Origin of the sequence: Romboutsia sp. CE17 (assembly GCF_012317385.1) — a bacterium.
In the GTDB taxonomy this organism is placed as follows: domain Bacteria; phylum Bacillota; class Clostridia; order Peptostreptococcales; family Peptostreptococcaceae; genus Romboutsia_E.
The window spans coordinates 277,765-290,834 of record NZ_CP051144.1 but is presented as its reverse complement, the minus strand read 5'-3'; the positions used below and the strand labels follow the sequence as shown (position 1 = coordinate 290,834).

Annotated in this window: 15 protein-coding genes and 1 pseudogene; 5 read left to right on the top strand and 11 right to left on the bottom strand. The window is 25.2% G+C overall.

What is annotated here, in order from left to right; translation table 11 throughout:
* Positions 1-45: 45 nt before the first annotated feature.
* The 8 genes from HF520_RS01490 to HF520_RS01455 form a co-directional block, all read right to left on the bottom strand.
* Positions 46-768 carry a protein kinase family protein gene (locus tag HF520_RS01490; RefSeq protein ID WP_168572345.1) on the bottom strand — a complete coding sequence of 241 codons (723 nt, stop codon included), beginning with the start codon at positions 766-768 and terminating at the stop codon, positions 46-48.
* Between the two features lie 28 nt (positions 769-796).
* Positions 797-973: a hypothetical protein gene (locus HF520_RS01485; RefSeq protein ID WP_168572344.1), complete on the bottom strand. Its 177-nt coding sequence runs from the start codon at positions 971-973 to the stop codon at positions 797-799.
* Between the two features lie 369 nt (positions 974-1,342).
* On the bottom strand, positions 1,343-2,227 hold the full coding sequence (locus HF520_RS01480) for a PepSY domain-containing protein (RefSeq protein ID WP_168572343.1): 885 nt from the start codon (positions 2,225-2,227) through the stop codon (positions 1,343-1,345).
* 76 nt (positions 2,228-2,303) lie between these two features.
* Positions 2,304-3,668, bottom strand: coding sequence for a HAMP domain-containing sensor histidine kinase (locus HF520_RS01475; RefSeq protein WP_168572342.1), 1,365 nt, complete (start codon positions 3,666-3,668; stop codon positions 2,304-2,306).
* Positions 3,669-3,671: 3 nt separating this feature from the next.
* Positions 3,672-4,349, bottom strand: a complete 678-nt coding sequence (locus HF520_RS01470; RefSeq protein WP_168572341.1) for a response regulator transcription factor — start codon at positions 4,347-4,349, stop codon at positions 3,672-3,674.
* A 43-nt stretch (positions 4,350-4,392) separates the two neighbouring features.
* Positions 4,393-4,737 (bottom strand): PepSY domain-containing protein, encoded by a 345-nt coding sequence (locus HF520_RS01465; RefSeq protein WP_168572340.1) that lies wholly within the window; start codon positions 4,735-4,737, stop codon positions 4,393-4,395.
* Between the two features lie 272 nt (positions 4,738-5,009).
* Positions 5,010-7,250, bottom strand: coding sequence for a bifunctional diguanylate cyclase/phosphodiesterase (locus HF520_RS01460; protein WP_168572339.1), 2,241 nt, complete (start codon positions 7,248-7,250; stop codon positions 5,010-5,012).
* Between the two features lie 375 nt (positions 7,251-7,625).
* Complete coding sequence (locus HF520_RS01455; RefSeq protein WP_168572338.1) at positions 7,626-7,889, bottom strand: hypothetical protein; 264 nt, start codon at positions 7,887-7,889, stop codon at positions 7,626-7,628.
* 261 nt (positions 7,890-8,150) lie between these two features.
* On the opposite strand from HF520_RS01455, the gene HF520_RS01450 reads away from it, so the two are divergent.
* The 4 genes from HF520_RS01450 (at position 8,151) to HF520_RS01435 (ending at position 10,104) form a co-directional block, all read left to right on the top strand.
* A complete protein-coding gene (locus HF520_RS01450; protein ID WP_168572337.1) occupies positions 8,151-8,480 on the top strand; it encodes a winged helix-turn-helix transcriptional regulator in 330 nt (109 codons plus the stop codon).
* 369 nt (positions 8,481-8,849) lie between these two features.
* A complete protein-coding gene (locus HF520_RS01445; protein WP_168572336.1) occupies positions 8,850-9,215 on the top strand; it encodes a hypothetical protein in 366 nt (121 codons plus the stop codon).
* Between the two features lie 28 nt (positions 9,216-9,243).
* Positions 9,244-9,753: a hypothetical protein gene (locus HF520_RS01440; RefSeq protein ID WP_168572335.1), complete on the top strand. Its 510-nt coding sequence runs from the start codon at positions 9,244-9,246 to the stop codon at positions 9,751-9,753.
* A gap of 21 nt (positions 9,754-9,774) precedes the next feature.
* A complete protein-coding gene (locus tag HF520_RS01435; RefSeq protein ID WP_168572334.1) occupies positions 9,775-10,104 on the top strand; it encodes a hypothetical protein in 330 nt (109 codons plus the stop codon).
* Between the two features lie 202 nt (positions 10,105-10,306).
* On the opposite strand, the gene HF520_RS01430 is transcribed toward HF520_RS01435, so the two are convergent.
* On the bottom strand, positions 10,307-11,548 hold the full coding sequence (locus tag HF520_RS01430; RefSeq protein ID WP_168572333.1) for an IS256 family transposase: 1,242 nt from the start codon (positions 11,546-11,548) through the stop codon (positions 10,307-10,309).
* Between the two features lie 166 nt (positions 11,549-11,714).
* Between HF520_RS01430 and HF520_RS15200 the strand changes: the two are divergent.
* Positions 11,715-11,804, top strand: a pseudogene (locus tag HF520_RS15200) (hypothetical protein); the annotation flags it as partial.
* A gap of 82 nt (positions 11,805-11,886) precedes the next feature.
* Here HF520_RS15200 and HF520_RS01420 read toward each other — a convergent pair.
* Together HF520_RS01420 and HF520_RS01415 are read right to left on the bottom strand one after the other, a co-directional pair.
* Entirely contained in the window at positions 11,887-12,357 is a 471-nt protein-coding gene (locus HF520_RS01420) for a helix-turn-helix domain-containing protein (RefSeq protein ID WP_168572332.1), read from the bottom strand.
* Between the two features lie 211 nt (positions 12,358-12,568).
* Positions 12,569-13,000: a MerR family transcriptional regulator gene (locus HF520_RS01415; protein WP_168572331.1), complete on the bottom strand. Its 432-nt coding sequence runs from the start codon at positions 12,998-13,000 to the stop codon at positions 12,569-12,571.
* Between the last annotated feature and the right edge of the window lie 70 nt (positions 13,001-13,070).

Below are 13,070 nucleotides of genomic sequence, written 5' to 3'. Positions count from 1 at the left end.
GCCATATAACCTTAATATTTAAAGCTATATGGCTTATTATTTTATCTACATAGTTTTATTTTTAATCTTCAGAAGGTCTGTCATTATTTCATCTGTATTTTCATATGTTTTTTCCATTCCCATTAATCTTTTTAGAAAAATTAATTCTTCATTATTAAGGTCTAGTTCTTCATACCACGGCTTTTCCTCTAATTCCGTACTTTCATCATCATAAGATGAGTAATATAGGTGTAGTAAAAAGTCTGCCATATACCAATAATCTATTTCTTTTTTATATCTCTTACTGTCTATATATCTGGCTAATCCAAAATCAATTAATACCAAATCTTTTTTTTCATTCATTATTACGTTAGAAATTCTAATATCTCTATGAACTATATTTTTTTCTTGAAGAGTTATTATAATATTTAAAAGTTTTTCTGCAATATCATATATTTCATTTCTTGTAAATTCATATTCATCAAATGTCAGTAACTCATAAAAGTCTTTTCCTTCTACATACTCAATTACATAATATTTTGTATTATCGTATTCAAATTTTTCTATGAACTTAGGAAAATTTTTATCATCAAAAGATTTCATTATTTCTTCTTCGAAAAATAGTTTATTCTTACTTTTTTCAATCATATCTTTTTTTAATTGTTTTATTACATATTTTTCATTTGTATTTTTTTCACATAGATATGCTATTCCATATCTGCCTTCTCCTATTATTTTTATAATATTGTAATCTTTTATATTTTCACCAGGCGTATAGTATTTGTCCATAACATCTTCTCCTAGTGTTCTATTTAAATTATTCACTGTATGGTCTGCTATATGATCCACTTACATTCGAACCACTTTTTGATACACTAGATGAACTAGGTCCACTTGCGGATACATTAGATCCACTTGCAGATGCACTTGTTCTTCTTCTTTTTTTCATATAGTATTCATGACCTCTATCTGATTGATTCATTAAAGGTTCCATTGCATCATTCCTTTAATATATATTAATAATTAGATTATTCTAGTTATTAATATAGTCTATGCACCATTATTACATTTTGCTACATTTATTTACTAAATCAGATGATTTTAGCCAAGATAATAATTTATATAATATTTATAATGAGAAAATACTTGATATAAAACATATTAAACTATTTATAATATTAATTTTATAATTCTATTTTATAAATTTTCTAAACCGACAGATTGTCCAATTAGGATTTTTTCTATTTTTAACTTTTTATTCATTATATTTAAAATTAATGTAAAAAAATAAGCTAGATAAGTATTTTTACCTTATCTAGCTTTATCATATTAATATATGTTTAGATTTAAATTTTATTTATGTTTAATCATCGTCTCTATCATCGTCATCGTCATCATTGTCGTCATATTTATCTATGTGTTCTTTACTAAATTCTTTTATTGAACCTGTTTTTGCATCTATTGATATCTCATACTCCATGTCACCTTTTACAAGTTCAGCTTCATACTCAGGAGTTTCATCATTATCAAGATAAAACTTATTTATAGTAGCTCCAGGAACTTTGCTTAAAATTATTGATTTAGCTTTTGCTTCTCCTATATAAGAACTACTTTGTGTATTCGTGCTAGTGTTATTACTTACATTACTTTGTGTAGAATCTGGTTTTGTAGTACTTTGTTGATTATTTGTTGATGAGTTACTGCTATTATTTGATGTATCTATTTTTTCTTTTTCAAACTTTGTCACTTCACCAGTTTTTGCATTTACATCTATCTCGTACTCGTAATTATCTTTTACTAAAGTACCTTCATATTTAGGTACACTATCATCTTTATCATATGAGAATTCTGTAATAGTTGCTCCTGGAACTTTATCTAGCATTATAGTTCTAGCCTTTTCTTCTGTTATTAAGTTACTTGTATTTTGATTATTAGTGTTAGATATAGATACTTTTTCTTTTTCAAACTTTATTACTTCACCAGTTTCTGCATTTATATCTACTTCATACTCATAGTTATCTTTTATTAAAGTTCCATCATACTTAGGTATTTTATCATCTCCATCATATGAGAATTCCGTAATAGTTGCTCCTGGAACTTTATCTAGCATTATAGTTTTTGCTTTTTCTGATGTTATTAGGTTTACATTATTATTTCCATTTTTTGATGCGTATGACAATCCAGCTAGTGATAATCCAAATCCGGCTATCATTCCTATTCCTAATGTTAAATATTGTTTTAGTTTCATAGTTATCTAAACCTCCTAATCATCTTTATTATTTATCATATTTAAACTATTAATTCCTTTAAAGTGATTAAAAAAGTTATATACATATTATTATTTGCGTATATTCATTTAATTTACTTCTTATTTCAAATTCACCTTGATAGTTATTTATAATCCTATTTGCAATAGATAACCCAATCCCAAAAGAATTGTTATTAACTCTAGATTTATCAACTTTATAAAATCTTTTAATAACATTATTAATTTCATCTTGAGGAATTCCTATTCCATTATCTTTGATACTTAGATGAACTTTTTCATTTATTCTTTTTAGCGTTATTTCAATTTCTATAATTTCTTTATCGTTATACTTAATAGAATTATCAATAAATATAATTAATAGTTGTTTCAAATCATGTGGATCTATTTTCATCTTTATATTGTCTTCAAAATTAACAATATACCTTACATTTTGATTTAAAATTTTATATTCTTCTATTACTGATTCTACAATTGTATTTGGATTAATTTCCTCTATTTTTTCTAAATCTATTGATGATTTTTCTACATTAGATAGAACTAACATATCATTTACAATCTTCTTTAATCTTTCAACTTCATTTAAACAAATATCTAATGATTTATCTAAACGCTCTTTATCATTTTTTCCCCATCTTTTTAACATTTTTAAATGACCTTGAAGCGCTGTTAATGGAGTTTTTAACTCATGAGATGCATCAGATACAAATCTACCTTGTTCATCAAATGCTTCTTGTACTTCATCCATCATTGAGTTAAAAATAATATTTACTTTATCAATTTCATCATTTAACTCTGAAATTTCTGCTCTTTTAGTAATTCCTTTTTCCTTTATTTCATTCATAGTAGCTGTCAAACTTTTAAGCCTTTTTATGAAATTCTTTGAAACATACATAGCTCCAATTATACTTAGGATTATACCTAAGAGTAATATAAATATTAATGTAGGAAAATAACTTTCCATAAACTCCTCAAAAATATCTACTTCTTTAATCATTTGTATAGTGTATTGATTTCCATTTATTGTTGTAGGCCCACTTAATAATTTATATATATCAAAATCAATAAGTTTAAAATCTACATCTACGCTATTGTACTCATGATTAAAGTTTATATTATTCCAAACTTTAGATTGGTCTTCGTAATACGTATTCTTAGGTGAATAAATTCTAAGATATTCACCTTCTGAAATAGTGTCTTCTAAAAATTCATAAAAACCTGTTTCTGAAATTTGGCTATTTATATTTTGTGATAAGCTATTTATTTCATTATATTTACTTATTAAATAGTCTTTTTCATAATCATTGCTAAAAGATAGTAAAATAGATAATTGCATAACTGTGTATATAGCTAATATTGAAATAATTATTACAAGTGACCCTATTGTTAACTCTAAAAATATTGGTAACTTCTTTTTCTTCATATATTATGACCTCATAATGTATCCAACTGATCTTATAGTTTTAATGTACTCTTCTTTATCATCTTTATCATCTTGATTTAATTTCATTCTTAAATATCTAATATAAACGTCTGTTACATTAGTTTCTAAATCAACATCATAACCCCATACGTGATGTAGTATTTCATCTCTTGATACTACTTTATCTTTGTTATCTATAAGTAACATTAAAAGTTCATACTCTTTATTAGTTAAATTTATTTCTTCATTATTTTTCTTAACAGTTCTAGAATTCTTGTCAATTGTAATATCTTTAAATTTAACTATATAATCATTTGAGTTATTTACCCTTCTAATTACTGCTTCAATACGAGCAAGTAGTTCTTCTATTGCAAAAGGTTTTGCTATATAGTCATCAGCTCCTATTTGAAGTCCATTAACTTTATCCATTACGCTATCCTTTGCACTAAGCATTATTACTGGAGTAGTCTTTTCTTTTTTTAATCTCCTACATATTTCAAATCCATTCATTGATGGAAGCATAATATCCAAAATTATTAAATCATAATCTTTTTCTAAAGCTTCTTTTAAGCCTTCTCTTCCATCACTTTTAATACAGACATCATATCCCTCATATTCTAGTTCTAACTTTACAAAATCAGAAATATTAACTTCATCTTCCACCATTAATATTTTCTTCACTACAAACACCCCTTTATATAGGATAATTATATATATTTTTTATTTAGTCATTATACATATAATCTTCAAAATCTACAATAGCTCCTAATTTTGAATCAACAGTAACTTCTCTAAGTATATTATTTTTATCTTTTATTTTAATATCATACTCTAAAGAAAGCCTTTCTAATTCTAAATCATATCTCACACCAGCCACTTCTCCTGGAATTTGTTCAAGTGCTATTTCTATAGCTTGTTTTTTTGTATAATTAATATTTGATTTAATCTTGTTATATACAATTGTTGTACCTAGTATACCTACTGTAACTGCTGAAATTGTAAAAACTAAAACTCCTTTAATTATTTTCTTTTTCTTTTCTTTTATTTTTTCAATTATATTTTTACTCATAACCTTACTCTCCTAAACTCTAAATTAAATTTCTCTTTTTAGTTCTTTTTTATTATATAAAATAGTTTTATATTTATCATGAAATATAAATTAGAGTTAGATTAAAATTTTTTAATAAAAATAGTCCTAATTTTTTCAAAGATTTATTGTTATGGTATTTTCATACTTATCTGAAAAGAAAATAAGCTAGATGAAGTATTTTTACTTCATCTAGCTTTATCATAGTTATAATATATATTTGAAATTAACTCTATTAATTAATTCTATCCTAATTAGCTAATTGGCTGGTTTATTTCTAAATTACTTAAATATTTATCAATAAACTCTTCTTCTTCTAAAGGTTTAGAGAAATAATATCCTTGTATTTCATCACAATCTTCTTTTAAGAAATTATACTGAGCCTCGGTTTCTACACCTTCTGCTACTACCTTATAATTAAATATTTTTGCAATTTTAATAATATATTTTAACATAGATTTTCCGCTACTACTCTCATCAATTACAAAGGATCTGTCTAACTTTAGAACATCTCCATGTATATCTTTTAGCATAGTTAAAGAAGAATACCCTACTCCAAAATCATCTATTGATACATTAAAACCAGCATCTTTGATTACATCAACTATATTAGTATTTACATTTTCATATGAATATGTATCGCCTTCTGTAATCTCCAGTTGCACATATTCTTTTTCTATTCCAGCATTTCCAATTATTTTCAAATATTCATATATAAAGTTTTCATCTTTTAATTTTTCTCTTGATATATTTACCGATATAGGAACTATATCATATCCTTTTTCCATCCACTTAGCTTGTTTTTCACATACTAATTTAAATACATAACTGTCTATAAATGTAATGAATCCTGTTTTTTCTGCAATAGGTATAAATTCATTTGGATAGACGGTGGAATTATCTGGTTTTGTCCATCTAATTAATGCCTCAGCACCAACTACTTTTTGAGTTTTTGCATCAAATTTAGGTTGATATACCAATCTAAATTCTTTATTTATAATAGCTCTATTCATATCATCTAATATGCTTTTATTATCAATCATTTCATATAGATTGCTGTCTTTGAAATATGAATAAAATACATTTATTTTATGTTTTGATTTCTTTTTAGCTATAATTGCATTTACCTCTAAACTTTCAACTAGTCTATCTTTATTATTCATATAACATATACCGATTGAAGGTACTAATATGTGGTTTTGTGGTAATATTATATGTCTTATAGATTCACATATAATATTTACAATATGTTCAACATCTTCATCATTTTGATATTCATAATAAGCTAAAAATTCATCTGCTTCTTTACGGCAGTAACAACCATTATTTCCTATATGAAACTCTAAAATTTCATATATTTTTTTCAATACTTGATCCCCACATTCTTTACCTAAAACAGTATTAACTAGTTTAAAGTTATCTAAGTCTATGGCCATATATATAGCTTTTGCTTCTTTCTTCTTATATACTTTTTTCAATTCTTCATTGAATTTTTTATAAGAATTTCCATTGGTAATAGGATCTAAATTTAGTATTTTATTAACTTTTTTTCTTCTATCAATCTCAACAAATTTTAAAAATCCAAATATTAAAATAATATCAACTATTATTACTTTGTTAGATATTGAATTTAAGTTTTCTATTTCATCTACATTATCATCTACAACATGTTCCGGAATTACTGTACACAAATATAAATCTTCATATCCCATAGGCGAATAAGCCATCCATATTTTTCCTCTTAAACCTTCATACTTAATAATACCACTTTTTTTATTAAGCATATCTAACTTAAATTTATTAACTTCATCTGAATTTTCTTCAGAGTATGATAATATTGTATCTAAAACATTATCTAACCTAATTTCTGACATATCTTTAGTCGAATAAAAAATACCATTACCATTATCATTGACAACATATGAATACCCTGATTCTGTATAAACAGGTATATGTAAATCTTTATTTATTGATTTGTCTTTATGTAAATAAACAGTAGTTATATTATGTTCATCATAGTTACTTATTGTATTTTTTATTACTAAATAATCTTCTTCATTAATTGAATATTTAAAAATACTTCTTTCCTCTGCTAAAATAGCATAAATTGTCTTTTGGTCAATGCTTATTCTTTCATTATTTTCATTTAGAAAAATTTCTTTATTGTCTACTATTACACCCATAATTTGGATGAAATTTTCTTTTCTAAAATACGTTATAAGTTCAATAATTTTTTCATCATCAATATTATTACTTCCTACAGCTCCAGATTCTAATAAATTTTCAATAAAAATATCTAGTTTATTATCTAGTACAGTTTCAATTTTAACTTTACCTAACTCAATATTTTGTTTATTCGCTTTTAATAATTGTTCTTCATTACTTTCATTCATAGCATTAGTAACAAAATTATTTAAAGTAAAAAATGAAATTAAAAATACAAAAATACAAAAAGCAATACTAATTAATAGTTCTTTTTTATTTAATACTTTCACATATAACTCCTCACTATTAACAATTTATTATACTTAAATATCTAAGTTGAAAATTTTAATAATTATATATTTTAAATTTTAAAATTTCATTTTAATTATTTTTTAATCAACTTAAAATTTAAACCTCCTCCCATTGATTGATTATAAAGTTTAATATAATTGCAATTTTTCCATAGTATATTATACACAAATAGGATAATATGTGACAATTTTTTCTATTATTCGCTATATTTATATAGGAATTTTTCTAAATAACTTATAAAATAAAAATTATTTAAACACAAAAATAGAGCTGAAATGTATTCAGCTCTATTTCGTATATATTCATATCTTATTATTTTTCTTTTTAAAATTTAAGTTATTAAAAACTCTCTTTTATAACATTATTAAGCATATAAATATTGCTAAAGTTCCTAATAGAATAGCTAAATCAATAAGAGCTAATTTATTCTCCTTCTTTATGATTGCTATTACCAAAGTAATAATACCTACTATAATATTAATACAAAATAAAATAGGATTAGTAAATAGTCCTCTAATAAGTATAGATTCTAATAGATATAATCCTGTAGTAATAAACAGAATTGTGTGCATTATTTTAATTAGTTTACTTTTGTTCATAAGAATATTATTAAACATAGTATTTTACCTCCTAATCAGATGAAATTTTTAAATAGTATGTCCTTCTTCTTATATACTATAATATTCAAATATTTTTATTGAATGATATTATTATACCAAAATTATCCTATTATAATCATTTATATTTTTATTAATGGAGAACCGTATCCAAATAAGTTTTATATCGTTTACTTTATTTATTTTTATCTTCATTATATAATTAAAATGTAAATAAAGTATGCACTAAAAAGCTAATACTATCTTAAAGAAAAGTTTACTATGAATGAAGTTTTAGAAGTAAATGAAGAACCTTTCTTATATACTATGTCATTAATTAATGGAAAATGGAAAATGCATATATTATTTTGGCTTTCTAAAAGAGATATATTTCGTTATGGCGAGTTAAAAAAGTTGATTAAAAACATCACTCACAAAATGTTAAGTACGCAGTTAAAAGAGTTAGAACGTGATAACTTGATTATTAGAACTGAATATCACCAAGTCCCGCCTAAAGTTGAGTATAGTCTATCTGAACTTGGTTTATCTCTAATGCCTGTTCTTAACGCTATTTTTACATGGAGATATGATAATTTACCACAACAAAAATAATAATTTCATAAACATTAAATATTATTTTGGCTGGTATTATTAATGAGATAGCTAAAAAGTGATATTTTACATAAAAATCCCCCTTTTAAGTAGCAAATTTTTAATCTATCTACCTTAAGAGAGGTAATATTATTCAATTCTTAAAGTCTAGTTCTAGTGAAATTTTTCTTAAATAAGTCTTTATCCATGTGTTCAATACTATATTTTTAAGTTTATATTATTTTCTTTTGGATATCTAAAAAACCATATAATCTACGACTTATAATTAGAACGATGTGCTACAATTATATTGATATTAACATCTAAAATCACACTTTGTTAGCTTTTAATAATAAGGATTATATAATTAAATGGTAGGAGGTTTACTTTATGAAAAACGACAAAAGAGAAAGATTTTTAGATGAAGAGGCAGCATCAAAAAGCTCAAAAAAATCATTTGTAACTTTATTTAACAAAATAGATAATTATATATCAGTTAAAGGTCCAAAAGATAAAGAGTGGTCAGAACTTGATTGGACTAAAGATGATATAATTGATTTTTTTAAAAATAGCAATAGTAAAAGTATTAGTACAATGTTAACAATACACTCATTATTAAAAAAATATCTTTTATATATAGGTAATGACGAAATTAATTACGTAGATAGAGGTAAATTAAAGTATCTTAATACCGAACCAATGGCTTATATTAATAAAAGTGAGCTAATTAAAAAAAATAAACGCACAGTTTATTAATGAGTTAGATAAAGCGATTTTTATATTAATGAGGAATGGTATAAGAGGTTTAGCGTTTAGCGAATTAACTTCTTTAAAGTTAGATGATATTAAAAGCGAAAAGGTATATGTAAATAATAGAGTAGTTACCTTAGACCCAATAGATGCAGAAATCGTTCAAAAGGCAAAGGTGGAAAATTCTTATAAAATGAATATAAAGAGTAATGGACGAATACAGTATGAAGAATATGATTATAATCCAAGTTCTGTATATTTTTGGAGAAATAGACCTAATAAATTTCATCAAGGTCTTACAGAAATTAAGCCAGACTCTGCAAAAGATAAAATTTCTAAACAAATGAGAATGTTAAATATTAATGGGCTATCTGCCAATTCTTTGGTTAATAGCTATATAGTTGATAAAATTATAGAAGAAGAAGAAAGAATAGGAATAATATTTACAGAAAAGCAAATAAAAAGCTTCATTAATACATTAGGAATAAAAGCTCATGCTTATGGTGTTTATGAATTGAAGGAGAGGGTTAAAGCAGAAGTGTGATAGATGAAAGGAGTGAACTATATGTCAAAAGGTGTTTGTAGCTTTATGAATGCGTTAACCAAAGCTTGCTGCATATGTAATGTTAGAAAAATATGTCCTCGTAAATGCAATGGAATAAATGGTAAAGAAGGTACTAATTGCGACTTTTTTAAAAGTAATGAAACTTGTGAAGTAATGTGCCTTCATGAAACTAATATAAAAAATGGACGACCATTAGATGAAGATTCTATGTTATACAAACTTGATAAAAAATTTGAAAAAATAAATATTTTATTAAGAAAAGAAGAAGAGTCAACTAAGAATCCAATTATAACAACAATAGAATCGGAAAATCTCATAGTAGAAGATTAAAGATTCTATTTATGAATATTTATTTCGAGAATGTCTATAGATTTGTGTAAATAAGATTTTTTATAATTTATATTACTGGAAATTTCAAATTCCAGTAATATTTTTTATTTTTGAGAAATACTAATACTGGAATTCTTTACACAATTATTATGTGTTTAATTTAGTTATTTATACACTAAATTTTCCATAATTTTAAAAAAATTTATATTGTGTAAGAGTTAGGTATCCTTTCTCCAAACATAATTGTAAGCTGTCCTAAAGTAGACGCCCAATTTTGGTTTGGAGAGGTCCATTTCTCCATAATTTTCATGGTAGATAAATATAGTGATTTTCTTAGTGACTCATCTGTTGGAAATACAGTTCTTACCTTAGTATATTTTCTTAACTGTCTATTAAATCCCTCAAGAGCATTTGTAGTATAAATAATTCTTCTAATTTCATGTGGATATTCAAAATACGTATTCAGATTACTCCAGTTATTGTACCATGAATCTATTACAACAGAATATTTTGAATACCATTTCTCCTTAAGAATATCTAAATTTTTAAGTGCTGTTTCTTCGTTAAATGCCCTATAAACACTTTTTAAATCTTTCATAAACTCTCTCTGATCTTTTGATGCTATATATTTAAGAGAGTTTCTAATTTGATGAACTATACAAGTTTGAATACTTACATCTGGATATACAGTTTTAATTGCTTCAGGTAGACCTTTTAAACCATCCATACATGCAATTAAAATATCATCTACGCCTCTATTTTTCAAATCATTACAAACTGATAGCCAAAATTTTGCGCCTTCTGATTCACCAATCCAAATACCTAATATATCTTTTTTTCCTTTCATATCTAAAGCCATACATATATATGCTGCCTTTGAAACTATTTTATTATCATCTCTTACTTTAAAATGCATAGCATCCATATATACGATTGGGTATATTTCATCAAGTTCTCTGCTTTGCCATTCGGCGGCAGCCTCTACAACCTTATCTGTTATCTTAGATATCATTGCAGGAGACACATCAATGCCATATAGTTCTTCCATTTCAGATTGGATATCTCTTACACTCATACCACAGGCATAAAGACCTATTATTTTTTTATCTAGTTCATTACATACAGTTTCATACTTTTTAACAACCTTCGGTTCAAATTGTGCTTTTCTATCTCTTGGTATATCTAGGCCAACTTCACCAAAACTACTTTCAATAGTCTTAGAACTATATCCATTCCTATAGTTTGGATTAGCTTCATTACTTCTTTCATGCCTTTCTCTTCCCAGATGTTCTTCCATTTCTGCTTCTAGCAATTGTTGGATAATATCTTTGAACAGCTTTTGCATTAATCCATTTTTACCAACTACATCTTCCATGGTTTTACATTTTCTTACTTCAGCTTGGTAGTCTAAATCTGGAATAATTATTTCTCTTTGATCTTTCATTTCTTTACCTCCAAAAGTTTAATATGAATATTATTCCAAACTTACCAATTTTACATTCAAAAAAGACTGTAGGTAAGTTTGTATTTACACAAAACTACCTACAGTCCCATAGAAAGTTTATCCTGAAGTTCCACCTAAAGTAGAATATTCTCTTACTGAGAGTGGCAGAAGCTTAGAAAAAATATTAAATGACCTATGTGAGTGGTCATATGAATATGCAGATAATAATAATATAATTGTTTCTTGTAAAGAATAAAAAAATAGAAAGTTATCATTATTATATAATTTTGATAGCTTTCTAATTGATTAATTAAAAATGTAGTAACTATATAACTTTTTCATTTTTGCTTAATTGATTCTAATATATAGCCCATTCCCATTCCTATAAAACTGCCTGCACAAGCCCACATAAAATTTCCGGTTACAGTTCCAACTGCAGTTCCAATTATAAATCCTCCTAGAATCAAATTAACCCATAAATCCTCTTCTTCATCATCTTCATCATCTTTTTGAGTATTATTAAGTTTTATATTATACCATTTGTCATTATCATCTGAGTTGTCATTATTACCTGATTCAATAGATTTATTTATATTTTCACTTTTTATATTATTTTCATCAATAATTAAATCATCTAAAGTAACATCAAAGATTTTTCTTAACAATATTAAATTTTCTATGTCTGGATATGCTTTGTTAGCTTCCCATTTTGATATGGCTTGTCTAGATACATTTAACTTTTCAGCTAATTGTTCTTGGGATAAGTTATTCTCTTTTCTTAACTTTTTTATCTTCTCTCCTAAGCTCAATATAATCACTCCCTTTTTTTAATTGTATATATATGCCCATTTTATTTCAATAATTTCATAGTTGCATTGTGTAAACCTATGGTTGCATTGTTGATTATATCTATGTTTTATCAATTTATAGGATAAAAAAAGTCGTATCAATTATTTGTGATACGGCTTTTTGTCTTTTATATAACTCTACTAAGTTTCTCATTAGATCATTTAATGTTGGCTACAATGATTTTTCCTCTTGTGGCTCTAAATCAGAAACACTCCATGTTCCAGGATTAGTGCTATCTGGTATATTATGATTCATAATATCAAGATACAAATTTGCTTTATACTCAATATACTTATATCTTTCATTCATCTCTTTTAACTTTTTTTCTAACTTCTTCTTCTGTTCAATAATAATTTTATATCTTTCTTCTACAGTGGAATCTCCCTGTAAACACAAGTCTACATAATCCTTTATTGCTTTTATTGACATTCCAGAACCCCTAAGATTTTTTATTCCAATTAACCAATTCTTAGATTGCTCATCAAAGATTCTATTTCCATTCTTATCACGTTTTAAAGTAGGTACTAATCCCATATCTGTATAGTATCTAATAGTATGCTCTGTCATATTAAGACATTTTGCAATCTCTTTTACTGTATACATATTTCCCTCTCTTTCATCATTAAAGACAAATTATTTTTTATTAAGGACTTGCCTTCGAGTTACTCGAATA

Coding starts and splice junctions, on each gene's coding strand:
- HF520_RS01490 (WP_168572345.1), bottom strand. CDS start 768: ATGGACAAATACTATACGCCTGGTGAAAATATAAAAGATTACAATATT.
- HF520_RS01485 (WP_168572344.1), bottom strand. CDS start 973: ATGGAACCTTTAATGAATCAATCAGATAGAGGTCATGAATACTATATG.
- HF520_RS01480 (WP_168572343.1), bottom strand. CDS start 2,227: ATGAAACTAAAACAATATTTAACATTAGGAATAGGAATGATAGCCGGA.
- HF520_RS01475 (WP_168572342.1), bottom strand. CDS start 3,668: ATGAAGAAAAAGAAGTTACCAATATTTTTAGAGTTAACAATAGGGTCA.
- HF520_RS01465 (WP_168572340.1), bottom strand. CDS start 4,737: ATGAGTAAAAATATAATTGAAAAAATAAAAGAAAAGAAAAAGAAAATA.
- HF520_RS01455 (WP_168572338.1), bottom strand. CDS start 7,889: ATGTTTAATAATATTCTTATGAACAAAAGTAAACTAATTAAAATAATG.
- HF520_RS01450 (WP_168572337.1), top strand. CDS start 8,151: ATGAATGAAGTTTTAGAAGTAAATGAAGAACCTTTCTTATATACTATG.
- HF520_RS01445 (WP_168572336.1), top strand. CDS start 8,850: ATGAAAAACGACAAAAGAGAAAGATTTTTAGATGAAGAGGCAGCATCA.
- HF520_RS01440 (WP_168572335.1), top strand. CDS start 9,244: ATGAGGAATGGTATAAGAGGTTTAGCGTTTAGCGAATTAACTTCTTTA.
- HF520_RS01435 (WP_168572334.1), top strand. CDS start 9,775: ATGTCAAAAGGTGTTTGTAGCTTTATGAATGCGTTAACCAAAGCTTGC.
- HF520_RS01430 (WP_168572333.1), bottom strand. CDS start 11,548: ATGAAAGATCAAAGAGAAATAATTATTCCAGATTTAGACTACCAAGCT.
- HF520_RS01415 (WP_168572331.1), bottom strand. CDS start 13,000: ATGTATACAGTAAAAGAGATTGCAAAATGTCTTAATATGACAGAGCAT.